Here is a 21,836-nt window from a genome sequence, read left to right as displayed (position 1 = left end):
ATGGCCGGCAACCGGTTCCGGTACGGGCAGTGGCGCGGCGGGCCGGACCCGCTCGCGCCCCCGTACGACGTACGCGAGGCCGTCGACGCGGTCGGCGCCGAGGTGCTGACCGGCGGCAGCCTGCGGGAGGCGCTGCGCGACCTGCTGCGCCGGGGTCCCGACGGGCGCCGCGGGCTGGACGAGCTGGCCGCCCGGGCGCGACGGTTGCGCCGGGAGGCGCTGCGTCGGGGCGACCTGGACGGGGCGGTGACCCGGTCCCGGGCCCTGCTCGACCAGGCGCTCGCGGCCGAGCGCGACGAGCTGCGCGGTCGAGAGGACGACGCGGCACGCTTCGCCGAGGCGGTGCTGGACAATCTGCCCCGCTCCACCGCCCGCGCCGTGCAGGAGCTATCCGGCTACCAGTGGGCCAGCGACGAGGCCCGCCGCAGCTACCAGCAGATCCTCGACGGGCTCCGCGACGACGTGCTCGGGCAACGGTTCGCGGGTCTGCGGGACGCGGTCCGGGCGAGCGCCGATCCGGCGACCCAGCAGCGGCTCGCCGAGATGATGGGCGACCTGAACGACCTGCTGGCCCGGCACGCCCGCTCGGAGGAGACCGCCGACGCTTTCGCCGAGTTCATGCGCCGGCACGGCGAGTTCTTCCCGGAGCAGCCGAAGGACGTCGACGAGCTGGTCGACGTGCTGGCCCGCCGGGCGGCGGCCGGGGAGCGGCTGATGCGTTCGCTCTCCGACCGGCAGCGCGAGGAGTTGGCCGGGCTCATGCGCCAGTCGCTCGGCGAGCGGCTGGCCGGGGAGATGTCGCAGCTCGACGCCCAGCTTCGGGCGCTCCGGCCCGATCTGGGTTGGGGGCGGGGCGAGCGGGTGCGCGGTGACCGGCCCCTCGACTACGGCGAGGCGGCCGGCGCGCTCGAGGAGCTGGCCGACCTGGACGACCTGCTCGACCAGCTCGACCAGGAGCACCCGGGGGCGACGCTGGACGACGTCGACGTGGAGGCGGTCGCCCGTACGCTCGGGCGGGACGCGGCCGACGACGTGCGCCGGCTGCGGGAGCTGGAGCGGGAGCTGCGCCGGCAGGGCTGGGTGACCCGGGACGCCGAGGGGCTGACGCTGAGCCCGAAGGCGCTGCGCCGGCTCGGCGGCACCGCCCTGCGGCGGGTCTTCGCCGACCTGACGGCCGGGCCGCGCGGTCAGCACGACCTGCGTTCGGCGGGGGCCGCCGGCGAGGTGAGCGGCGCCTCCCGGCCCTGGGAGTACGGCGACGAACAGCCGCTGGACGTCGTGCGCACGCTCACCCGGGCGGTACGCCGGGCCGGTCCGTCGGTGCCCGTGCGGCTCGCGGTCGACGACTTCGAGGTGATGGAGACCGAGCGGCGTTCCTCGGCGGCGGTGGCGCTCTGCGTCGACCTGTCGTACTCGATGATCTCGCAGGGGCGTTGGGGGCCGATGAAGCAGACGGCGCTGGCCCTGTCGCACCTGATGGCGACCCGGTTCCCGCAGGACGCGCTCCAGATCATCGGGTTCGGCCGGGAGGCGATGCCGCTGACCCAGCAGGAGTTGGCGGCCGTCGAGCCGGTGATGGAGCAGGGCACGAACCTTCAGCACGCGCTGCGGCTGGCGGGGCGGCACCTGCGCCGGCACCCGGACGCCGAGCCGGTGGTCCTGGTGGTCACCGACGGGGAGCCGACCGCGCACCTCGACCCGGACGACGGGGAGGCGTACTTCCACTGGCCGCCGCTGCCGGAGACGATCGAGGCGACGATCCGTGAGGTGGATCGGCTGGCCCGGTATCGGGCGACGTTGAACCTGTTCATGCTCGGCGACGACCCGGGGCTGCGCCGCTTCGTCGACGCGGTGGCCCGCCGGTCGAAGGGGCGGATGTTCACCCCGGACCCGGACGACCTCGGCGAGTACGTCGTCGCCGACTATCTCCGCTCACGTCAGGGTCGCCGCTGACACCGCCGCCCGAGCCGATCACGTGGTGGTGGCGCCGGGGCCGCCCGTCCGGGTGAACCGGGTGCCGCAACCGCGTGATCGGCGGGCCGGCGCGGGGTTGACTGGGGTGGTGGAGAGCGGGAAGCTGCGGCGCGCGTACGAGGAGGTGCTCGCCGAGGTCGACGCGGGCGGCTTCGGTCCGCCACCGGCCGGGCAGCTGAGCGCGGAGCAGATCGTGGCGCATCTGGCCGCCAACGACGAGCTGATGGTGGCGGCGACCGAGGCGGTGCTGGCCGGCGCCCCGTTCGCCTACTACGACCTGGAGACCATCCACCGCCCGCAGGTGGACGCCCTGGTCGCGGAGCACGGCGGCCTGGACGGGTTGGCCGCGCTGCTGCGCGCCACCAGCGGGAAGCTCTGCACGCTCACCGACCGGCTCGGGCTGGCCGCGGAGACCCCGGTCGAGACCCACTTGCGCGAGGGCTTCGACCTGCGGGTCGAAGACACCCTCCCCTGGGGCAGGACCCTCGACCTGCACACCACCGTGCACCTGCCGAAGCATCTCGCGCAGCTGCGCATGCTCCGCCGCGGCTGACCGGCGGCTGGCAGGCCGGCCGTCACCTGGGGCACGCCGGGCGGCGCCGGCCGCGGCCTGGTGAGCGCGCCGGGGCGGCGGCCGTGGTGGTGGCGTCGCGGTCGCCGAACCGCCGACTTCGCCTGCTTAGGCGGGGGTCGGTTCGGTCGGCGTCGGCTGGCGGAAGGTGCGCCGGTACGTCGACGGGGGCACGCCGAGGCGCTGGTGCAGTTGCTGGCGCAGGGCGGCGGCGGTGCCGAAGCCGGCGCGGCGGGCCACCTGGTCGATGCTCAGGTCGGTGGTCTCCAGCAGCAGCCGGGCGTGGTCGGTGCGCTGCTGGAGCAGCCACTGCGCCGGGCTCAGCCCGGTCTCGGCGCGGAACCGGCGGGTGAAGGTTCGTACGCTCATCCGGGATCGTTCGGCCAGGTCGCGCAGGCTGACCGGCTCGTGCAGCCGCTGCCGGGCCCACTCCCGGGCGGGGGCGGTGCTGCTCTCGGCCATCCTCGGCACCGGATGTTCGATGTACTGGGCCTGGCCGCCCTCCCGCCACGGCGGGACCACGCAGCTGCGGGCCGCCCGGTTGGCCACCTCGCTGCCGTGGTCGGTGCGGATGACGTGCAGGCAGAGGTCGATCCCGGCGGCGACCCCGGCCGAGGTGAGCACCCGGTCGTCGTCGACGAAGAGCACGTCCGGGTCGAGGTCGACGTGGGGGTGCAGCCGGTGGAACTCCTCGGCGTGCGCCCAGTGGGTGGTGGCCCGGCGGCCGTCGAGCAGCCCGGCGGCGGCGAGCACGAAGGCGCCGGTGCAGATCGACATGATGCGGGCGCCCCGCTCGTACGCCGCGCGCAGCGCCGCGGAGACCTCGGGTTCGATCGTGCCGTCGGTCATGGCCGACCCGGCGTGGACCCCGGGCACGATCACCGTGTCGGCGGTCTCCAGCAGCTCCAGGCCGTGTTCGGGGAGCACCTGGAAGCCGGGTGTGGCCCGCACCGGCCGGCGGCCCGGGGTGCAGACCTCGACGGAGTAGGCGCGTCGGCGGTCGGCGTCGCGGGCGGTGCCGAAGACCTGCGCGGGGGTGCCGAGGTCGAGGCCGACGACATGATCGAGGGCGAGCACGGCGATCCGGTGCCGGGAATCGGTCATGGCCCGATTATTGCGCATGATGGCTTTCCGGCCACTCGTCGTGGCGTCGGCCGGTGCCGAGACTCATACCGTGACCACACGCCGCCTGCATCCCGCCTGGCTCGTCGCCGCCGTCGCCTTCGTCGCCCTGGTCGGCGCGGCCGGCTTCCGGGCCACCCCGTCGGTGCTGCTGCACCCGCTGCATGCCGAGTTCGGCTGGCCGCTCGCCACGATCTCCGCCGCCGTCTCGGTCAACCTGCTGCTCTACGGGCTCACCGCCCCGTTCGCCGCCGCGCTGATGGAGCGCTTCGGCATCCGGCGGGTGGTCGCCGTGGCGCTGCTGCTGGTGGCTGCCGGCAGCGGCCTGACCGTGTTCATGACCGCGAGCTGGCAGCTCGTCCTCTGCTGGGGCGTTCTGGTCGGGCTCGGCACCGGCTCGATGGCGCTGGCCTTCGCGGCCACCGTGACCGGGCGCTGGTTCGTCAAGCACCGCGGCCTCGTCACCGGGGTGCTCACCGCGGGCGGGGCGGCCGGGCAGCTGGTCTTCCTGCCGCTGCTCGCCATGCTCGTGCGCGACCACGGCTGGCGCATGGCGGCGCTCGTCGTGGCCGGGGCCGCGCTGGTGGTCGTACCGCTGGTGGTCTGGCTGCTGCGCGAGCACCCGGCGGATCTCGGCCTGCCCGCCTACGGTGCGACCGAGGTCACCCCGCCCCCGACCGCGACCGGCGGGGCCGCCGCCCGCGCGGTCGGCGCGCTCGCCCAGGCCGTCCGGACGCGGCCGTTCTGGCTGCTCGCGGGGGGCTTCGCGATCTGCGGCGCGACCACCAACGGGCTGGTCGGTACGCACTTCGTGCCGGCCGCGCACGACCACGGCATGTCGGAGACCACGGCGGCCAGCCTGCTGGCGCTGGTCGGGCTCTTCGACATCGTCGGCACGATCGCCTCCGGTTGGCTCACCGACCGGGTCGACAGCCGGGTGCTGCTCGGGGTCTACTACGCGCTGCGCGGCGTGTCGCTGCTCCTGCTGCCGAGCCTCTTCGGCGGCTCGACCGAGCCGAGCATGCTCGTCTTCATCGTCTTCTACGGGCTGGACTGGGTGGCCACCGTGCCGCCGACAGTGGCGCTCTGCCGCGAGTACTTCGGTGCGGCCGCGCCTGTCGTCTTCGGCTGGGTCTTCGCCTCCCACCAGCTCGGCGCGGCGCTCGCCGCCAGTGCCGCGGGGCTGGTGCGCGACCGGCTCGGGGAGTACACGTCGGCCTGGTACGTCGCCGGGGCGCTGGCCATCGGCGCGGCCGGGCTGTCCCTGTCGCTGCGCCGCCGCCCGCGCGGCGTCGTGCCCACCCCGGCGCTGGTCACCGCCGGTCCGGCCGCACCGAGGGCGTGGCGCTACCGGGGCTGAGCAGGCGTCGGTGGGGACGGTGCGCCGCAGCGCCGCGGGCCGGTGGCGGTGTGTGCCGGGGGCGGCGCGGGGTCGCCGACGAACGGTGACCCCGCGCCGCGCTGGCGGTCACTCGACGACCTGGACGTCCTTCCAGAAGGCGACCCGGTCGCGGACCATCTCCGCGTCCGGCTTCGGGTCCGGGTAGTACCAGACCGCGTCGGCGCTGGTACGCCCGTCGTGTTCCAGCGAGTAGTACGAGGCGGTGCCCTTCCACGGGCAGACGGTGTGGGTGTCGGAGTCGCGGATCACGTCGTCGCGCAGCGCGGAACGGGGAAAGTAGTGGTTCCCCTCCACCACGACGGTGTCGTCGCTCTCGGCGACGACCAGGTCATTCCAGACGGCCTTTGGCATAGGTTTCACGTTATGTCGCCCGGGCGGCGACGACCACCGCCATCGGCTCTTACCGATGAGGCGCTGGTCAGCGGGTGGGCTCGGGGTCGGTGACGTCGGCGACGGTCGCGCCCAGCACGTCCAGCGCCGCGTCGGCGTCGACCGCCACGGCCAACCCGTGCTCGCCCGCGCCGAGCGTGATGGTCCGGCCGCGTACCCGCTCGTCGGCGATCACCGGCCAGGCCGTGGTCGCGCCGAACGGGGTGATGGTGCCGCGCTCGTAGCCGGTGGCCTCCTTCGCGGCCGCCGCGTCCGGCATGGAGATGCGGTTGACGCCGAGCAGGGTGCGCAGCTTCGGCCAGGAGATGACGCGGCCACCGGGGGTGAGCACGAAGAGGTGGTCGTCCGGGCCGCGCCGCACCACGATCGTCTTCACCACGTCGGGCACGTCGACCCCGCGTACGGCGGCGGCCTCCGCGAGGCTCGCCACCGCCTCGTGCCGGATCAGCCGGTAGGGCAGGCCGGCGGCGTCGAGGGCGGCGAGCGCGGGTGACGGCATGTGGTGCACCGTAACCCCTCTTGAGCTGCCTGGAAGTGTGAAAAGGCCAACGTGGACATCCGGTGCCGTGGCCGCCGACGGGCGTAGAGTGATCACATGGGCGCGGTCCGTGTGGATCTTCAATCGGTCGACCACGACAGTGCGGTCACGACGCTGCGGCACTCGTACGCAGCGGTGCCGCCCGGCGAGCCGATCCGGCTCGCCAAACGCACCTCGAACCTGTTCCGCCCCCGCGCCGACGTGCGGACGCCGGGGCTCGACGTCAGCGGGTTGACCGGGGTCATCTCGGTCGACCCGGCCGCCCACACGGCCGACGTGCAGGGCATGTGCACCTACGAGGACCTGGTCGACGCGACCCTCGCGTACGGGCTGATGCCGCTGGTGGTGCCGCAGCTGCGCACCATCACGCTGGGCGGCGCCGTCACCGGACTGGGCATCGAGTCGACCTCGTTCCGCAACGGCCTGCCGCACGAGTCGGTCACCGAGCTGGACGTGCTCACCGGATCGGGTGAGATCGTCACCGCCCGGCCCGAGGGTGAGCACGCCGACCTCTTCGCGGCCTTCCCGAACTCGATGGGCAGCCTCGGCTACGCCACCCGGCTGCGCATCGAGCTCCAACCGGTACGCCGCTACGTGGCGGTGCGCAACGTGCGGTTCACGAGTCTGGAGGTGCTCACCGACGCGATCGCCGAGGTGACCGCCACCCGCTCCTGGGCCGGCACGCCGGTGGACACGATGGACGGGGTGATGTTCAGCCCCGGCGAGGCGTACCTCGTCCTCGGCAGCTTCACCGACGAGGGCGGGCGGCCCAGCGACTACACCGGGCAGGACATCTACTACCGGTCGCTACGCCGGCGGGTCCGCGACACGCTCACCACGTACGACTATCTCTGGCGCTGGGACACCGACTGGTTCTGGTGCTCCTCGGCGTTCGGCGTGCAGCACCCGGTGGTACGCCGGCTCTGGCCGGCGCGCTACCGGCGCAGCGACGTCTACCACCGGTTGGTCCGGCTGGAGCACCGCCACGGTGTCGCCGCCCGGATCGACCGGCTGCGCGGCCAGCCCGCTCGGGAACGGGTGGTGCAGGACGTGGAGATCCCACTGGAGCGGACGGCCGACTTCCTGCGCTGGTTCGCGGGCGCGGTCGGGATGACCCCGGTCTGGCTCTGCCCACTGCGACTGCGTGAGCCGGCGGGTCCCGGCTCGGCCCGGTCCTGGCCGCTGTATCCGCTGCGGGCCGGGCAGGACTACGTCAACATCGGTTTCTGGGGGAGCGTGCCGATCGCCGAGGGCGCCGCCGACGGCGACGCCAACCGGTTGATCGAACGGGTGGTCTCGGAGATGGGCGGGCACAAGTCGCTCTACTCCGACGCCTACTACGACCGGGACTCCTTCGAGCGGCTCTACGGCGGGGCGACGTGGCGCACCGTGCGGGACCGCTACGACCCGGAGCAGCGGCTGACCGGACTGTACGAGAAGGCGGTAGCGAGAGCATGAGCCTGACCGACCGAGACCAGGGGGCCACGAGCGTCCCCGGCACACCGCCGGCGGGGGGTCGGCACCCGCAGATCACCGTGGCGGATGTGATCCGCGCGGTGACCACCGGTGACCTGCCGCTAAGGATCACCGGCTACGACGGCAGCGCCATCGGCCCGGCCGACGCCGGGATCACCCTTGCCATCCGCACCGAGCGCGGGCTGTCCTACCTGCTCACCGCCCCCGGTGACCTGGGGATGGCCCGCGCCTACGTGAGCGGTGACCTGGGGCTGGAGGGGGTGCACCCGGGCGACCCGTACGAGGCGTTCCGGGTGCTCTCCGACGAGCTGCGGCTGCGCCTGCCGTCGCTGGGTGACGCGCTGACCCTGGCGCGGGGGTTGGGTTGGGAGCGGCTGCGACCGCCGCCGGCCCCGCCGCAGGAGGCCGAGCCCCGCTGGAAGCGCGTGATGAGCGGGCTGCGCCACTCCCGGGCCCGGGACAGCTCCGCGATCTCGCACCACTACGACGTGTCGAACGCCTTCTACGAGCGGGTGCTCGGCCCGTCGATGACGTACACCTGCGCGGTCTTCCGGTCCCCGCAGGACACCCTGGAGCAGGCCCAGGCGTCGAAGTACGACCTGGTCGCCGCGAAGCTGGCGCTCAAGCCGGGGATGCGGCTGCTCGACGTGGGCTGCGGCTGGGGCGGGATGGTCCGGCACGCGGCCCGCGAGTACGGCGTCAAGGCGCTCGGGGTCACGCTGTCGAAGGCGCAGGCCGAGTGGGCGCAGGCGGCGATCGAGCGGGAGGGCCTGGGCGAGCTGGCCGAGGTGCGGTACATGGACTACCGGGACGCGCCCCGGGAGCAGTTCGACGCGATCTCCTCCATCGGGCTGACCGAGCACATCGGCGTGCGCAACTATCCGGCCTACTTCGGGGCGCTGCGGGAGCGGCTGCGTCCGGGCGGCCGGCTGCTCAACCACTGCATCACCCGGGCGGACAACCGGGCGCCGCACCGGTCCGGCGCGTTCATCGACCGGTACGTCTTCCCGGACGGGGAGCTGGCCGGGCCCGGTCGGGTGATCAGCGAGCTGCACGACGCCGGGCTGGAGGTGCACCACGAGGAGAACCTGCGGCAGCACTACGCGCTGACGCTGGCGGGTTGGTGCCGCAACCTCGTCGAGAACTGGGACTTCTGCGTCTCCGAGGTCGGCGCGGGCACCGCGCGGGTGTGGGGGCTCTACATGGCCGGGTCGCGGCTGGCGTTCGAGCGCAACGGCATCCAGCTGCACCAGGTGCTCGCCACCCGCAACAACCCGGACGGCAGCAACGGCTACCCGCTGCGTCCGGACTGGCTGCCCTGACCGGCACCTGATTCCACGAACGGCCGCGCGATCCGCGCGGCCGTTCGTCGTTCGGCTCCCGGGTGTCGTCGGCGAACCGGTCCGGTGAGCCTGTCAACCTTCGGCCTGCGGCCGTCGTCCTTGGTGGGGACGGAAGGAGAGCCGGTGCGGCGGAAGAAACGCTTCGAAGGGCTGGACGTCCTGGTCGCCGAACGCGGACAGGCGCTGCTCGCGACGGCGGTGCTGCTGACGGGCAGCCGGGTCGCCGGTGAGGACCTGGTGCAGGCGGCGCTCGAGCGGCTGATGCGCAACTGGAACCGCGTGCACGGCGATCGGGAGGGGTACCTGCGTCGCACGCTGTACCACCTCGCCGTCGACCGGTGGCGGCTGCGTAGGCGACGCCCGGAGGTGCTGACCGTGGTCGAGCCGCCGAGCCAGGCGGACGGCACCGATGCCCTGCACCTTCGGCAGGCGCTCGTCCAGGCGCTGGCCGGGTTGCCGCCACGGCAGCGGGCCGTGCTGGTGCTCCGGTACTGGGAGCAGCTCAGTGAGGCGGAGGCCGCCGACCTGCTCGGTTGCTCGGTCGGCACGGTCAAGTCCTCGGCCTCGCGGGGGCTGGCGCGGCTGCGCGAGCTGACCGCCGGTTGGGCGCTCGAAGAGACGGGTGTGAGAGGAGCAGGTAGATGACCAGTGATCTCGAAGATCAGTTGATCAGCGGCATGCACGACGAGGTCAGCGGTGTGGCGTTCAGCCGCGACGTCCTGGCGGAGGCTGGCCTGCGGCACCGGCGACGGGTCGCCCGGCACCGCACGGCGTACGCCGCGGGGGTCGTCGCCGTGGTGGGGGCGCTGGTCGCGGTCGCGACCGTCGGCACCGGTGTCCCGGGGGGCACGCAGGACTCGCCCGGCCCGGTCGCGGGACGCCCGCCGGCGGCAGGCGCCGACTCGCCGCAGCTGCGACTGGCCGCCGCCGCGGCGGCCAGTCAGGGCATCAGTTACCGGGTGAAGGTCACGACCACATCGAAGGACGCGGCGCCGCCGGCGGGCGAGCTGCCCGAACCGGTGGGCCGGAGTTGGGTCACCACGGGCGCCTTCGATCCGACGACGGTCACCGGCTATCTGGAATCGCCGTACGGCGGGAAGCTGCGTCCGGTCATCGCCGCGGGTTACGAGCACGAGCGGCTGCTCGGCGGTGTCCACTACACCGGCGCACGGGACGGCGCGGACCCCGAGAACGGCAGGATTCTCTGGAGGAAGCAGCCGGGGAAGCAGGAGAGCCTCGACTACGACATGGCGATGGGCGGCGGCCTGGGCGCGTCGGCGGATCCGCAGGAGCTGTTCCGGCTGCTGCGCCAGGCCGGCGCCACGGTGACGGAGCGGGCTGCCGGCGTGTACCACTTCGAGGTCACCGTGGCTGACGCCGCCGCAGGGATCCTCGCCGATCACCTCGCCGGTGAGGTGACGATCGGCGCGGACGGCCGGATCGCGAAGGTCGCCTACGCCCGCACGGCGAAGACGCGCATCCACGGCAGTGACCACACGTACCACCTCGGCGTGGTCCTCGAACTGTCGGGCTACGGCGCGCCGGTGAGGGTCGAGGCGCCGTCCGGGGCCGACCTGTTGCCGTCCAAGTAGGGCGAAGTCCGACGAAAGGCCGCGCGACACGCGCGGCCTTTCGTCGAACCGATTGACAAACAAGTTTTGTACGTACAAACTGATTTTGCCATGAGAGATGTCCTGTACCTGGAGCAGATCGAGCAGGCCGAAGTCCTGCTCAAGCCGCAACGTGTGGAGGTGTTGCGGCAGCTGGCCGAGCCGCGCACCTGCACCGAGGTGGCCGCCCGGCTGGAGCAGACGCCGCAGCGCGTCTACTACCACGTCAAACAGTTGGTCGCGGCCGGCCTCGTCGACCTGGTCGCCGAGCGCAAGGTCCGTGGCATCACCGAGGGCATCTATCAGGCCGCCGCCCGGTCCTACTGGCTCTCACCCCGGCTGGTGGGTCGCATCGGGCTGCGCCGCGCTCGCGACGAACTCAGCCTCGGCTACCTCCTCGACCTCATGGAGGAGGTCCAGGCCGACATCGCCGCGCTCGACCGGGCCGCGCCCGAGCTGCCCTCGGTCGGAGTCTCGGGCGAGATCCGGGTGCCGGCGGAGCAACGCCAGCAGTTCCTGCACGACCTGCAGACCACTCTGCAGGACCTTTTCACCCGCTACGGCGGCGCCGAGGGAGACGCGTTCAAGCTCGCCGTGGCCTGCTACCCGAAGGGGAAAGACCGTGAGTGAACCGATGAAGCTGCACGCCCGTCTCGCCGCACCGGTCGAGGCCGTCCGCCGGGCCCTGACCGACGCCGCCGAGCTGCGCGTCTGGCTGGCCGAGCACGCCGAGGTCGAGCTGCCCCAGCGGTACGAGTTCTGGGGCCGCTACACGCCCGAGGGTGACGCGCCGCACCAGCGCCCGCTGCACGTCGACGACGAGACGCTGCGCTTCGCGTGGACGCTCGACGGGGTGGAGACCACCACCGAAATCCGGCTGCGGGCCGAGAGCGCCGACTCGACGATCCTCAGCCTGAGCCAGAGCCACTTCGACTTCGCCGACGTGATCAGCGGGGCGCCGCGCGGGGTGCTCCAGACGTACTGGTACCTCTCGACCGCCAACCTCGCCCTGCACCTGGAGGGCCAGCCGCTGCTGCCGAAGGTCGACTTCACCTCCGCCGAGATGCGCAGCGAGATCCTCATCGACGCGCCGATGGCCAAGGTGTTCACCTCGCTGACCGACTCCGAGCAGGCCAGCGCCTGGTTCGGCCACCCGATCGGCATCGAGCCGTGGGTCGGCGGCCGCTACGCGATGGGCGGCTTCGAGTCGGGCCACGCCGCCAAGGTCGTCGACCTGGACCCGGGGCGGATGGTCTCCGTCGACTGGGGCCCGCCCGGCGTCACCACCTGGGAGCTGGCCGAGTCCGAGGGGAAGACCAAGCTCACCTTCGTGCAGAGCGGCTTCGACGAGGCGCACCCGCCGTACGCGGGCTGGGCCGGATCGCTCAGCGGCCTGTACGAGCTGCGTCGCTACAACGAGCTGGCGGACTGGCAGCCGATGTGGCTCACCGAGGAGCCGAGCGCCGAGCCGCAGACGGCGACCGCCGCCGGCTGACCCGTCCGGGCGGGCTGCCAGAGGCAGATCAATGATGTGGCGGTGCCCCCTGGCCGGGGCACCGCCACATCGTCGACCCGGCTCGTATCTCCGCGAGGCGGTGACCGACCACCTGCGCGAGGAGTTCCTCCTTGCCGGCCTGCACCGACTCCTCGCCGCCGGCGCGCCGTACGTACTCTCCCCGGATGTCCTGCCAACGCACATGACCGTTCATGCCGGTCCCCCTCCCGCTGCGCGCGATCCGTCAGGTGCAGCAATGAGTAAACCTGACGGGCGTTGTCGTGGGCGTGGTGAAGAGCCGAGGTATCGGGTACCACTGAACGATGTTCGTCATCTTCGGGTTCCGTACCAAGGTCGACCGGCTCGGTGTCGTCAGCCGGGTCTGTCGCAACTGCGGCAACCACGCCGCGCAGGTGATCAGCCGCCGGTCCACGAAGTTCAGCCTCTTCTTCGTCCCGCTGATCCCGGTGCGGACCCGGTACGGCCAGCAGTGCACGTACTGCGGGGCCGAGTACGACCTGCCCAAGTCCGAGGCCCGGGGGCTCGCGGTCGGCTGACCGCGGCCCGGCGACCGGTGGTCGTCGATTCGCCTCGGCGCGGGGCGTGCTCAACCGGTGCGATCGCGGCCTATCCTGGCGGATCATGACGAGCAGCGAGCAGCGACTGGCCGAGATCCGGGGCGGCGTCCCGCCGCGGCGGCACAACGCCCGGACGATCGCCGCGCTGACCGGCAACCCGGGCTGCACCCGCCGGGCGGTGCTGGACGGCGCGGGAGTCGACAAGACCGGGCTGGCCGAGCGGATCGGCTTCCCCGCCCGGTTCGGCCAGTCCCGGTTCGCGATCACCCGGGGCAACGCGTTCGAGGCGCAGGTCAAGGCCGACGGCGGGGTCGAGCTGCTCCGCCTGGTCGCCGAGCGGCTCGGCGTCGAGCCCGGCGACCGGGCCGACTGGACCGATCTCGGCGCGGCCGACGACCTGCCCGAGCGGCACGCCAGGTCACGCGAACTGTTGACCACGGCCGTGCCGACCGGCCCGCACCAGCCGGCCGCGCTCTTCGACCATCCGCTGCTCAGCCTGGAGGTCGCCGGCCGGCGGGTGCACCTCGAACCGGACCTGGTCGCCGCCCGGTTGGCCGGCCGGTTCCACGTCGTGGAGATCAAGTCCTTTCCGGTGATCGACGGCCAGGCCGACCCGGCGAAGGTCTCGGCCGCCGCGACCCAGTCCGCCGTGTACGTGCTGGCGCTGCGCGAACTGCTCGCCGCCGCCGGGCACGACCCGGAGCTGGTGTCGCACGACGTGGTGCTGATCTGCCCGCGTGACTTCGCCAACCAGCCGGTGGCGAGCCTGCTCGACGTGCGCAAGCAGCTGCTGGTGCTGCGCCGGCAGCTGGCCCGGATGGACCGCCTCGACGACCTGCTCTCCGCGGTGCCGGCGGACTTCACCGCCGACCTGACCACCGACCCGGCGACGCTGACCGCCGCGCTCGCCCGCGTCGAGGCCCGCTACGCGCCGGAGTGCCTGGCCAGCTGCGAGCTGGCGTACTTCTGCCGGCACGAGGCGCGCGACCACACGGGTGCGATGGGCCGGCCGGTCCGGGAGGCGCTCGGCGGGCTCGGCACGGTCGCGGAGGTGGTGGCGCTCGCCTCCGGTGAACGCGCCCCGGAGCCGGAGCAGGCGGAGGCCGCCGCGCTGCTGCGCGCCGCGGCCCGGTTGCGCGCCGACGCCCTCGGCGCCCCGGCATGAGTACGCTGCGCGCGCTCGCGAAGGCGCAGGCCGTCGCGGCCGGGGTGGCCCAGCCGGTGGCCACCGTACGCCACCTCCACCTGCACGAACGTCCACTGGTGCTGGTGCCGCTCGCGTTGGCCGGTGAGGCGAACGCCCCGCTCGCCGCCCTGGTCGGGTCGACGCCGGACGACGCGAGGCTGCTGGTCGTGCCGCAGCCCCGCAACCGGAGCCAACGCTTCGCGTTCGTCGCCGAGCTGGCCTCGGTGCTGCTGCCGTACCTGGACGAGCACCGGGAGGTGAGCGAGGCGGTGGCGGTCGACCGGGGGCGCGACGTCCGCCACCGGTACGTCGACGCGCCGCAGCTGCTGGTGCCGAACCCGGCCGGGATCACCTTCCTGCGGCTGCTCGGCCGGTCGGCGCGGTTCCGCCGTCCGGACGGGGAGTATCCGGTGCACCCGTCCGTGCCGCTGCTCGGGCGCTGGCTGACGTTCTTCGCCGAGCGGGCCGAACACCCGGGCTCGTCGGCGCTGCTCGCGATGACCGACGCGCTGACCCTGCACTGGGCCACCGGGCAGAGCGTGGTCGAGGACCTGCACCTGCCGGCCCTGCTCGGCTGGATCGACCCGCCGGCCGGGCTCACCGGCGCCGAGGCCGCCGCCCACGCCGAGGATCCGTCGAGGCATCCGCCGGCCGGTCCGGCCACCGATCCGGACTTCGACAACCACCGGCTCACCCCGGCCGTCGAGGCGTACGCGGCGACGGAGGACGACCCGTCGGCGCGCGCCGAGGCGTACGCGCAGCTCGAAGGGCTGCTGCGCGACCAGCTCGCGCCCACCTGGGAGCTGATGTGGCGCGGCGTGGGTCTGCTGCGCGGGTTGCCGCCCGGTGCCCGGGTCGAGGGTCGCTGGGCCGGCGACCGGGACGCGTTCACCGCGCACGCCGAGCACATCGACTCCGGCGGCGGCCCGCAGCCTCGGCGGGACGGCGCGGTGGCCGCGGCGGTCCGCCTGCACCGGCTGGAGCGGGCCCTCACCTCGTACGCCGTGCAGCGCGCCTACGACGATCCGCTGGTGATGGCCGAGCACCGGCTGACCGGTGAGGCGTTCGTCGGTGACGTGACGCTGGCCGACCGGAAGCGGGTCGACGACAGCGGGAAACGACCGGTGCTCCGGCCCCGGATCCAGCTGGTCACCACCGAGCCGGTGCTGCTGCCGGTCGGGGCCACGCTGTACTCCCCGGCCCGTCCTGGGCAGAAGGCCCGGGTGGTCTTCGTGACTCCGGGCGCGGACGGTAAGACCGAGGTGGTGCTGGAGCTCTCCGGTGGGATGGGGCGCGGGCTGACCGCCCCGCCGGGCAGCGTGCCGGAGGTGGGGGAGCGGCTCTGCTACACCACGTTGTCCGACGCGTACCTGCCGTCGGGTGCGTTCCCCGCCCCGGAGGAGACGCCGTGGACGCACGGCGGCCCGCCGGGTGCGGCGCCCGGCCCCGCTGAGCTGCCGGCCGTCGACGGCGACCCCGGCGAGGAGTGGGCCTGACCCGGGTGGCCCCCGGGTAGGCGCGCGCGGCGACGTGGCGTAAAGGTGACGCTGCGTGTGTCGGGAACCCACCACTCGGCCGCTGGCGGGGGCAGCCGAACGCTGACTAGGCTTTTCGCGTTTGCCGGGGCGGTCCGCGCCGAAGTAGGTGCCCGCACGGGAGGGAGCCGGAGCGAGCGTGCCGCCGCAGGACCTGAAGCCGGCCACGGCTGCCCACCCCAGTCCGCGCCGCCGACGTCACGGCGGGCTGCTGGTCGCGGTCGGCGGCGTGCTCCTGCTGACGATCTGGTTGGCGGCCGCGCTGCCGGGCGCGGCCCAGGTCGGTGGCCTCGGCTCGCTGCTGGTCTCCGGCTGGGCCGCGGTGGCCTGCGCGGGCGCGGCCCGCCGACACCCGGCCAGGCTGCGTCGATTCTGGACGTTGCTCGCCGCCACCATGGGGCTCGCCGTGCTCGGCCAGGCGTGCTGGGCGTTGCGGCGGCTCACCGGCGACGAACTGCCGTACCTCCCGCTCGTCGCGGCGGCCTTCACCGCCGGGATCGTCACTGGCACGGCCGCGCTGCTCAGCGCGCTCACCGCGCCCCGCAGCCGGGTCGGCCGGGCCCGCATCGTGCTGGACGGGGTGATCGTCGGGCTCGCGCTGGTGCCCGTCGGCTGGGTGCTGCTCTTCCGCGATCTCGCCCCGGCGGACCTGGCCGACCCGGTCCGCACCCTCGGACTGCTCTACCCGGTGCTGGACCTGGTGCAGCTGACCGTCCTGGTGGCGGTGATCGGCATGACGCGCCCGGTCTGGCGACCGATGACCCTCATCGCCGCCAGCCTGGCGGCCCGGGTGGTGGCCGACACCGCGTACGTCGCGCTCGTCGCCCGGGGTGACTACGTCGCCGGTCACCTCGTCGACGCCTGCTGGCCGGTGAGCTATCTGCTGATCGTCGTCGCCACCCGGTATCCGCCCCCGCCGGCCCGCCCCGACCCGGACGACACAACCGACGCTCCGCTGCCCCCGTGGTGGCAGGTGGCCCTGCCGTACCTGCCGGTGGGCGGGGCGATCGTCGCCGTGGTGCTGGTCCGGCAGCCGACCGGCCAGACCCCGCACCTGCTCTTCGTGTGCATGATGGCGCTGCTCGCCGCACTCGCGGTACGCCAGGGGCTGGCCGCCACCCAGAACCTGCGGCTGGTGGCCCGGCTGCGCCGGCTCGCGTACACCGATCAGCTCACCGGGCTGCCGAACCGGCTGATGTTCACCCGACGGCTGCGGCAGGCGCTGCGCGCCGAGGGGCCGGTGGCGGTGCTGATGCTCGACCTGGACGGGTTCAAGCAGGTCAACGACCGGTTCGGGCACGCCGCCGGGGACAGCCTGCTGACCAGCCTGGCGGCGCGGATGCGCGACGCCGTGGCCGGTGACGGCGTCATCGCCCGGCTCGGCGGCGACGAGTTCGCCGTGCTGGTCGACGGTTCGCCCCCGGTGGCACCGGAGCGGTTGGCCGAGCGGCTGCTCGACGCGCTGCGACCCTCCGACGGGGAGGAGCACGCGGGGGTGCATCCGTCGGCGAGCATCGGCATCGCCCAGTACGGCCCGCAGCACGCCTCGCACACCGACCTGCTCCGCGACGCCGACATCGCCATGTACGCGGCCAAGGAGGCGGGGAAGTCGGCGTATCGGGTCTGCACCCCGCAGCTGCGGGAGGCGGCGGTGTCCCGGGCCGAGCTGATCGCCGACCTGCGCCGCGCGGTCGACGAGGGCCAGCTGCACCTGGAGTTCCAGCCGATCGTCGACCTGGCCACCGGGGCGGTGCGCAGCGCGGAGGCGCTGGTCCGCTGGCGGCATCCCCGGCTCGGGCTGCTCAGCCCGGCGCGGTTCCTGCCGTTGGCCGAGGAGACCGGGCTGATCGTGCAGATCGACCGGTGGGTGATCCACGAGGCGTGCCGGGCGGCGGCGGCCTGGCGGGACCGGCCGGCCGAGGCCACCGTCGCGGTGAACATCGCCGCCGCTCACCTGCGCCGGCCGGATCTGATCGCCACGGTCACCGCGGCCACCGCGGCGGCCGGGCTGGCACCTCGCATGCTCACGCTGGAGTTGACCGAGTCGGCGCTGATCGACGGCAGCGAGGCGGTGCTGGAGCGGCTGCGGCAGCTACGTGAGCTGGGCATCCGGATCTCCATCGACGACTTCGGCACCGGCTACTCGTCGCTGAGCTACCTGCACCGCATTCCGGCCACCGAGCTGAAGATCGACCGTTCGTTCGTGGCCCGGCTCGACCTCGACGACGACCGCGCGTACGCCACGGTGGAGATGGTGACCCGCCTCGCCGGTGCGTTCGACCTGTCGGTGGTGGCGGAGGGGGTCGAGACCGAGCGGCAGCACGCTGCGGTCGCCGCGATCGGCTGCGTACACGGGCAGGGTTACCGGTACGGCCGCCCGGGTGGACTGATGCAGCTGAATCCGGCCAGGATTCGGAAAATCGCCTGACCGTCGATGACCCAGCCGTCGGCGGTAGCAGCTATCCCGGGTATGAGGTGTCGCTAATGGTGTCCAGCAGCGTGACGGTGCACGTCCACTTCAATGCCGACCGTTCCATGCGGCTGGTCGTCGCCGGGCCGCACGGTCCGGTCGACGCCGGTGTCACCCGACGCTCGGCCGACCTCGGACGCCTGGCTCGGGAAGCGGCGGCCGCCGAGTACGGGCCCGGCCCGATGGAGGTGGACGTCCTCGTCGATCGGCCGCCCTGGCTCGAGGAAGGCATGATCGTCCGCCCAGATGCCTCGGTCGTCGACCCGACCGAGCAGCCGACGCACCCGTTCGCCCAGATCGTCGGCTTCCTGCCGGTGGGCGGCGTTCTCGTCGTGCACCCCGAATCCGGCGCCGCCGTGTACCCACCCGAGGAACTCGTGGTCTGCGATCCGAGGTCGGTCGGCTCCGGCATCGTCGAGGCGATCGTCCGCCGTACCGGCTTCGCTGCTCCTTGACCCTCACGTAACGGCAGGTGGAAGCCTGGTCTCCGGAAGGGAGGGGACCATGGCGTACACGGTGGGTCAGGTGGCGAAGCTCGCCGGCGTGACGGTGCGGACGCTGCACCACTACGACGAGATCGGGTTGCTCTCGCCGGGCGGGCGCAGCTCGACCGGCTACCGCCGCTACGACGACGCCGACCTGGAGCGGCTGCAACTCATCCGCTACTACCGGGAGCTGGGGTTCCCGTTGGATCAGATCGCCGGGCTCCTCGACGACCCGACGGCCGACCCGGCCGCGCACCTGCGCCGGCAGCACGAGCTGCTCTCGGTGCGGATCAAGCGGTTGCAGGAGATGGTCACGGCGATCGAGTTCGCGTTGGAGGCGAGGAAGGTGAACATCCGGCTGACCCCGGAGGAGCGGTTCGAGGTCTTCGGGGACTTCGACCCGGAGGCGCACGCCGAGGAGGCGGAGCAGCGGTGGGGCGGCGGTGCGGCGTACGCGGAGTCGAACCGGCGGGTGTCCCGGTACGGCAAGGACGACTGGCTGCGGTTCAAGCGGGAGAACGAGGAGTGGGCGCGGCGGATCGTGGCGGCGATGTCCTCCGGCACCCCGGCCGACGGCGCCGAGGCGATGGAGCTGGCCGAGGAGCACCGGCAGATCATCGGTCGCTGGTTCTACGAGTGCTCGTACGAGATCCACACCGGTCTGGCCGACCTGTACCTGGCCGACGAGCGGTTCACCGCGCACTACGAGAAGATCGCGCCCGGGTTGACCGCGTACCTGAGCGAGGCGATCCACGCCAACGCGGTCAGCCGCGCCTGACGCCGGGGGCGGCCCGGCCCGGCGCACCCGAGGGGTGTCCGCCGGGCCGGGTGGAGGCCCTTGCCGTTCCTAGCCATCCCGCCTACTTCTGAAGTAGTGTTGATGTCATGTCGATGCCGGTGGAGTCCGTGCCGTTCTCGGAGCTGCTGCGCCAGCCGGCCGAGACGGCAGAGCGGCTGTCCCGCACCCGCGCGGTGCGGCTGCGTCGCCGTGACGCCGCTGACCTGGTGCTGATGTCCGCCGACCGGGCCGACGCCGAGGGCGAGGTGGTGGACCTGACTGCCCGGCTGCTGGCCAGCGTGGTGCGCCGAGACCCGGGGCTGGTGCGTGAGGCACTGCCCACCGTGCTGCCCTGGGTGCGGTTCCTGCCGCCCGGGGACGTCGAACAGATGGCGGATGAGTTCATCGCCACGGCAGAGGCGGCCGCGGCGTTGGGCAACACCGCGGCGGTGTCGCAGCTGCTCACCGAGTGGCGGCACACCGCCGAGATCCACGCGGATCCCGACCTGCACCGGGTGCTGGCCGCGCCGAGCTCCGGCGACTTCGGGCTGGTGGCGCGCCCGACCGGCGAGTGAGCGCCAAGCGCGGCGACCGGGCCGCGCCGCCACCGCGCCCCGGCGGCTACACCCTCCGCTTCGCCACCAACGACGCGGCCAAGGGCTGGGACGAGCTGTGCCGGCAGGCCGCGGCCAACACCCGCACCGCGTTCGACGCCATCGAGTCCAGCCCCTGCCCGTCCCCGCCGACCGGCCGCCAGCACCCGCTCAGAGGCTCCCTCGCGGCCGCCTCGCACAACGGGAAGACGTTGCCGCAGTGGCAGTACGAGGTCACCGCGGGCGGCCGCATCTGGTACCTGGTCGACCACGACACCCGCACCTGCTGGATCAAGCACGCGGGCACGGGCCACCCCAAGGCCACCGACTAGCACCCTCCACGACCGCACGCCGCGCCTCGACGTGCTCGCGGCCCGGCCCGGCGTACCCGAGGGGGTGGCCGCCGGGCCGGGACGGTTCACTCCTCGGTGGTGCCGGGTCGCGGTTCGACGAGGTAGTCGTAGACGGTGCGGGCCAGTCGCCGTACGGTCTCGTCGCCGCCGGCCATCGGGCCGGAGGTGAGGAACGCGACCGCGACCTGCGAGCCGGGGATGAGGTAGTAGCCGACGTCGTGTGAGGCGTCGGGCAGGTCGCCGGTCTTGTGCGCGACGGGGACCCCGGGTGGCAGCGCGGCCGGGATCTTGGTGTTCAGGGTCTGCTCGGCCATGAAGCCGATCATCAGGTCGCGGGTCGCGGGGGTGAGGATCTGCGCGTCCCAGACCGCGCCGAGGAGCGCGACGACGTCGTCCGGGCTGGTGTAGTTCTCCTCGCCGCGCATGGCGGCCTCGGTGTCGAGCATCTTGCGGGCCAGGATCGTCTCCCGCTGGTTCATCGAGTCGATCAGATCGTTGACCGGCGCGAAGCCGCCGAAGTAGTCGATCAGCACGTTCGCGGCCGTGTTGTCGCTGTATTTGATCATGTATTCGGCGAGCCGGTGCAGGGTGACCACCTGCGGGAAGGTCTCGTGCTGCAGCTCGCCGGTGCCGTTGACGACCTGGGATGGGGTGACCAGCACCCCGTCTTCCAGGGAGACCTGGCCGCAGTCGACCCGACGCAGCAGCTCGACCAGGATCCAGAGTTTGATCACGCTGGCGGCCTTCGGCCGGAACGCGCCGTTGACCGCGATCTGCTGGTCGCCGTACCGGCCGGAGAGGTCCCGCACGGCCACCCCGGCCGGGTTGGCGGTGGAGGCGTCCACGACCTGCTGGAGCTGCCCGGTGAGGGGGAGCAGCCGGCGGCCGGTGGCCGGATCGGTGGGCGGCTGCGGCTCGGTGACCACCTCGCCGACCAGCCCGTCCGGCTCGGCCCCCGGTCGGGTCACCTCGACGATGCCCCGGGTGCGGCCGACCAGCGGCACGTCGTAGGCGTAGGTGGTCCCGTCGACGGTGACCTCGCCGCTGGCCACCCGGCCGTGCACCCGCATCTCCGGGTCGGGCACCCGGCCGGTGTCGGCGTCGCAGGCCCGGTAGCGGACGGTGCGGGTCTCGCTGTCGACGGAGAAGACCCCGCCGGGGAAGGCCAGCCAGGCGAGGGCGCTGGCCGGTGGGCGCTGCTCGGGGGAAGGCCCCGCGCCGGGTCCGCCGCCGTCGGCCGAGGCCACCCCGGACGGCAGTAGCGCGAGGGCGACGCCGGTGGCGGCAAGCTTCGTGAGGCGTACCCGCCACGGCGGCCGGCGGGAAGATGAAGCCTTCTTGTCGGTTTTATTCACGTTCGTACGATAAGAAGTGCGGGCGATCGTGGACGACGACAACCGCTCTGTCACCCGTCCGAGGACGCCGCCGCCCGGGTGGCGGATTCGACCGGCGCGTGGCGGCGGGCGCGGTGGAATCATCGGATCGGGCAGAATCGGCGGGTCGTCGGGACCCGTGACCGGGAGGTCCAGAGTGCTCATCGTTGCCGGCAGCCTCTACGTCGATCCGGCAGGGCGGGAGGCCTACCTGACGTCCTGTCTGGAGACCGTGCGGCAGGCCCGCTCCGCGCAGGGCTGCATCGACTTCGCGATCAGCCCGGACATGGTCGAACCGGGGCGGATCAACGTCTATGAGCGCTGGGAATCCGCAGAGGAACTGCTCGCCTTTCGCGGCTCCGGCCCGGCTGAGGAGCAGACCGTGGCGATCCGCGGCGCCGAGGTGCATCGGTACCTCATCAGTGCCATCGAAGCCCCCTAGGTCGTGTCTCGAAGTCAGATGGCGCGTGTCGGTGATCGATAGATAGCGAGGTCTCCGGTAGAGGGTTCATCGACGAAGAAGAACCTGAATACCGGAGACCTCGTGGCCACCATAGCGGTGAC

The 21,836-nt window shown here is 73.1% G+C and carries 22 protein-coding genes and 1 pseudogene; 18 read left to right on the top strand and 5 right to left on the bottom strand.

All coding sequences use genetic code 11. The annotated features are described in order from the left end of the window. Window positions 1-1,953 carry a vWA domain-containing protein gene (locus tag D7044_RS27380; protein ID WP_120690607.1) on the top strand — a complete coding sequence of 651 codons (1,953 nt, stop codon included), beginning with the start codon at window positions 1-3 and terminating at the stop codon, window positions 1,951-1,953. Window positions 1,954-2,062: 109 nt separating this feature from the next. Then, window positions 2,063-2,527, top strand: a complete 465-nt coding sequence (locus D7044_RS27375) for a hypothetical protein (RefSeq protein ID WP_120690660.1) — start codon at window positions 2,063-2,065, stop codon at window positions 2,525-2,527. A 126-nt stretch (window positions 2,528-2,653) separates the two neighbouring features. Here D7044_RS27375 and D7044_RS27370 read toward each other — a convergent pair whose 3' ends face one another. Further along, window positions 2,654-3,667 (bottom strand): GlxA family transcriptional regulator, encoded by a 1,014-nt coding sequence (locus tag D7044_RS27370; protein WP_120673207.1) that lies wholly within the window; start codon window positions 3,665-3,667, stop codon window positions 2,654-2,656. 52 nt (window positions 3,668-3,719) lie between these two features. On the opposite strand from D7044_RS27370, the gene D7044_RS27365 reads away from it, so the two are divergent. Next, window positions 3,720-5,027 (top strand): MFS transporter, encoded by a 1,308-nt coding sequence (locus D7044_RS27365; RefSeq protein WP_120690659.1) that lies wholly within the window; start codon window positions 3,720-3,722, stop codon window positions 5,025-5,027. A gap of 108 nt (window positions 5,028-5,135) precedes the next feature. Here the strand turns inward: D7044_RS27365 and D7044_RS27360 are convergent, their stop codons facing one another. Together D7044_RS27360 and D7044_RS27355 are read right to left on the bottom strand one after the other, a co-directional pair. After that, window positions 5,136-5,420, bottom strand: coding sequence for a DUF427 domain-containing protein (locus D7044_RS27360; RefSeq protein ID WP_120690606.1), 285 nt, complete (start codon window positions 5,418-5,420; stop codon window positions 5,136-5,138). A gap of 67 nt (window positions 5,421-5,487) precedes the next feature. Then, window positions 5,488-5,958, bottom strand: a complete 471-nt coding sequence (locus D7044_RS27355; protein ID WP_120690605.1) for an aminoacyl-tRNA deacylase — start codon at window positions 5,956-5,958, stop codon at window positions 5,488-5,490. Window positions 5,959-6,054: 96 nt separating this feature from the next. Here D7044_RS27355 and D7044_RS27350 point away from each other — a divergent pair, with 96 nt between their 5' ends. From D7044_RS27350 to D7044_RS27325, 6 genes are all read left to right on the top strand, one after another. Next, entirely contained in the window at window positions 6,055-7,455 is a 1,401-nt protein-coding gene (locus tag D7044_RS27350; protein WP_120690604.1) for an FAD-binding oxidoreductase, read from the top strand. Next, a complete protein-coding gene (locus D7044_RS27345) occupies window positions 7,452-8,795 on the top strand; it encodes a class I SAM-dependent methyltransferase (RefSeq protein WP_120690603.1) in 1,344 nt (447 codons plus the stop codon). The genes D7044_RS27350 and D7044_RS27345 overlap by 4 nt, the downstream gene beginning before the upstream one ends. A 144-nt stretch (window positions 8,796-8,939) precedes the next feature. Further along, window positions 8,940-9,461, top strand: coding sequence for a SigE family RNA polymerase sigma factor (locus D7044_RS27340; RefSeq protein ID WP_233565144.1), 522 nt, complete (start codon window positions 8,940-8,942; stop codon window positions 9,459-9,461). Further along, window positions 9,458-10,408, top strand: coding sequence for a hypothetical protein (locus D7044_RS27335; protein WP_120690602.1), 951 nt, complete (start codon window positions 9,458-9,460; stop codon window positions 10,406-10,408). The genes D7044_RS27340 and D7044_RS27335 overlap by 4 nt, the downstream gene beginning before the upstream one ends. Before the next feature lie 90 nt (window positions 10,409-10,498). After that, entirely contained in the window at window positions 10,499-11,056 is a 558-nt protein-coding gene (locus tag D7044_RS27330; protein ID WP_120673200.1) for a winged helix-turn-helix domain-containing protein, read from the top strand. After that, entirely contained in the window at window positions 11,049-11,921 is an 873-nt protein-coding gene (locus D7044_RS27325) for an SRPBCC family protein (RefSeq protein ID WP_120690601.1), read from the top strand. The genes D7044_RS27330 and D7044_RS27325 overlap by 8 nt, the downstream gene beginning before the upstream one ends. Before the next feature lie 82 nt (window positions 11,922-12,003). Here the strand turns inward: D7044_RS27325 and D7044_RS27320 are convergent. After that, a pseudogene (locus tag D7044_RS27320) lies at window positions 12,004-12,135 on the bottom strand (helix-turn-helix domain-containing protein); the annotation flags it as partial. Between the two features lie 109 nt (window positions 12,136-12,244). On the opposite strand from D7044_RS27320, the gene D7044_RS27315 reads away from it, so the two are divergent. The 8 genes from D7044_RS27315 (at window position 12,245) to D7044_RS27280 (ending at window position 19,878) form a co-directional block, all read left to right on the top strand. After that, on the top strand, window positions 12,245-12,478 hold the full coding sequence (locus tag D7044_RS27315; RefSeq protein ID WP_120673198.1) for a zinc-ribbon domain-containing protein: 234 nt from the start codon (window positions 12,245-12,247) through the stop codon (window positions 12,476-12,478). 85 nt (window positions 12,479-12,563) lie between these two features. Beyond that, window positions 12,564-13,664 carry a hypothetical protein gene (locus tag D7044_RS27310; RefSeq protein WP_120690600.1) on the top strand — a complete coding sequence of 367 codons (1,101 nt, stop codon included), beginning with the start codon at window positions 12,564-12,566 and terminating at the stop codon, window positions 13,662-13,664. Beyond that, window positions 13,661-15,181: a hypothetical protein gene (locus tag D7044_RS27305; protein WP_120690599.1), complete on the top strand. Its 1,521-nt coding sequence runs from the start codon at window positions 13,661-13,663 to the stop codon at window positions 15,179-15,181. The genes D7044_RS27310 and D7044_RS27305 overlap by 4 nt, the downstream gene beginning before the upstream one ends. 178 nt (window positions 15,182-15,359) lie before the next feature. Further along, window positions 15,360-17,648, top strand: a complete 2,289-nt coding sequence (locus D7044_RS27300) for a putative bifunctional diguanylate cyclase/phosphodiesterase (RefSeq protein ID WP_233565143.1) — start codon at window positions 15,360-15,362, stop codon at window positions 17,646-17,648. A gap of 59 nt (window positions 17,649-17,707) precedes the next feature. After that, entirely contained in the window at window positions 17,708-18,145 is a 438-nt protein-coding gene (locus D7044_RS27295; protein WP_158610037.1) for a hypothetical protein, read from the top strand. Window positions 18,146-18,194: 49 nt separating this feature from the next. Further along, on the top strand, window positions 18,195-18,953 hold the full coding sequence (locus D7044_RS27290; protein ID WP_120690597.1) for a MerR family transcriptional regulator: 759 nt from the start codon (window positions 18,195-18,197) through the stop codon (window positions 18,951-18,953). A gap of 107 nt (window positions 18,954-19,060) precedes the next feature. Then, entirely contained in the window at window positions 19,061-19,528 is a 468-nt protein-coding gene (locus D7044_RS27285; RefSeq protein WP_233565142.1) for a hypothetical protein, read from the top strand. Continuing rightward, window positions 19,525-19,878 carry a hypothetical protein gene (locus tag D7044_RS27280; RefSeq protein WP_120673193.1) on the top strand — a complete coding sequence of 118 codons (354 nt, stop codon included), beginning with the start codon at window positions 19,525-19,527 and terminating at the stop codon, window positions 19,876-19,878. The genes D7044_RS27285 and D7044_RS27280 overlap by 4 nt, the downstream gene beginning before the upstream one ends. Before the next feature lie 86 nt (window positions 19,879-19,964). Here the strand turns inward: D7044_RS27280 and D7044_RS27275 are convergent, their stop codons facing one another. Then, a complete protein-coding gene (locus tag D7044_RS27275) occupies window positions 19,965-21,254 on the bottom strand; it encodes a serine hydrolase (protein WP_147434729.1) in 1,290 nt (429 codons plus the stop codon). A gap of 175 nt (window positions 21,255-21,429) precedes the next feature. Here D7044_RS27275 and D7044_RS27270 point away from each other — a divergent pair, with 175 nt between their 5' ends. Then, a complete protein-coding gene (locus tag D7044_RS27270) occupies window positions 21,430-21,714 on the top strand; it encodes a putative quinol monooxygenase (RefSeq protein ID WP_120690596.1) in 285 nt (94 codons plus the stop codon). Window positions 21,715-21,836 lie beyond the last annotated feature (122 nt).

It is taken from the genome of Micromonospora musae, assembly GCF_003626635.1.
Lineage (GTDB): Bacteria > Actinomycetota > Actinomycetes > Mycobacteriales > Micromonosporaceae > Micromonospora > Micromonospora musae.
Note: the sequence above shows the minus strand (reverse complement) of the source record. Positions and strands in the feature narration are given on the sequence as shown.

Coding starts and splice junctions, on each gene's coding strand:
- D7044_RS27380 (WP_120690607.1), top strand. CDS start 1: ATGGCCGGCAACCGGTTCCGGTACGGGCAGTGGCGCGGCGGGCCGGAC.
- D7044_RS27370 (WP_120673207.1), bottom strand. CDS start 3,667: ATGCGCAATAATCGGGCCATGACCGATTCCCGGCACCGGATCGCCGTG.
- D7044_RS27360 (WP_120690606.1), bottom strand. CDS start 5,420: ATGCCAAAGGCCGTCTGGAATGACCTGGTCGTCGCCGAGAGCGACGAC.
- D7044_RS27355 (WP_120690605.1), bottom strand. CDS start 5,958: ATGCCGTCACCCGCGCTCGCCGCCCTCGACGCCGCCGGCCTGCCCTAC.
- D7044_RS27350 (WP_120690604.1), top strand. CDS start 6,055: ATGGGCGCGGTCCGTGTGGATCTTCAATCGGTCGACCACGACAGTGCG.
- D7044_RS27345 (WP_120690603.1), top strand. CDS start 7,452: ATGAGCCTGACCGACCGAGACCAGGGGGCCACGAGCGTCCCCGGCACA.
- D7044_RS27335 (WP_120690602.1), top strand. CDS start 9,458: ATGACCAGTGATCTCGAAGATCAGTTGATCAGCGGCATGCACGACGAG.
- D7044_RS27330 (WP_120673200.1), top strand. CDS start 10,499: ATGAGAGATGTCCTGTACCTGGAGCAGATCGAGCAGGCCGAAGTCCTG.
- D7044_RS27315 (WP_120673198.1), top strand. CDS start 12,245: ATGTTCGTCATCTTCGGGTTCCGTACCAAGGTCGACCGGCTCGGTGTC.
- D7044_RS27310 (WP_120690600.1), top strand. CDS start 12,564: ATGACGAGCAGCGAGCAGCGACTGGCCGAGATCCGGGGCGGCGTCCCG.
- D7044_RS27305 (WP_120690599.1), top strand. CDS start 13,661: ATGAGTACGCTGCGCGCGCTCGCGAAGGCGCAGGCCGTCGCGGCCGGG.
- D7044_RS27290 (WP_120690597.1), top strand. CDS start 18,195: ATGGCGTACACGGTGGGTCAGGTGGCGAAGCTCGCCGGCGTGACGGTG.
- D7044_RS27285 (WP_233565142.1), top strand. CDS start 19,061: ATGTCGATGCCGGTGGAGTCCGTGCCGTTCTCGGAGCTGCTGCGCCAG.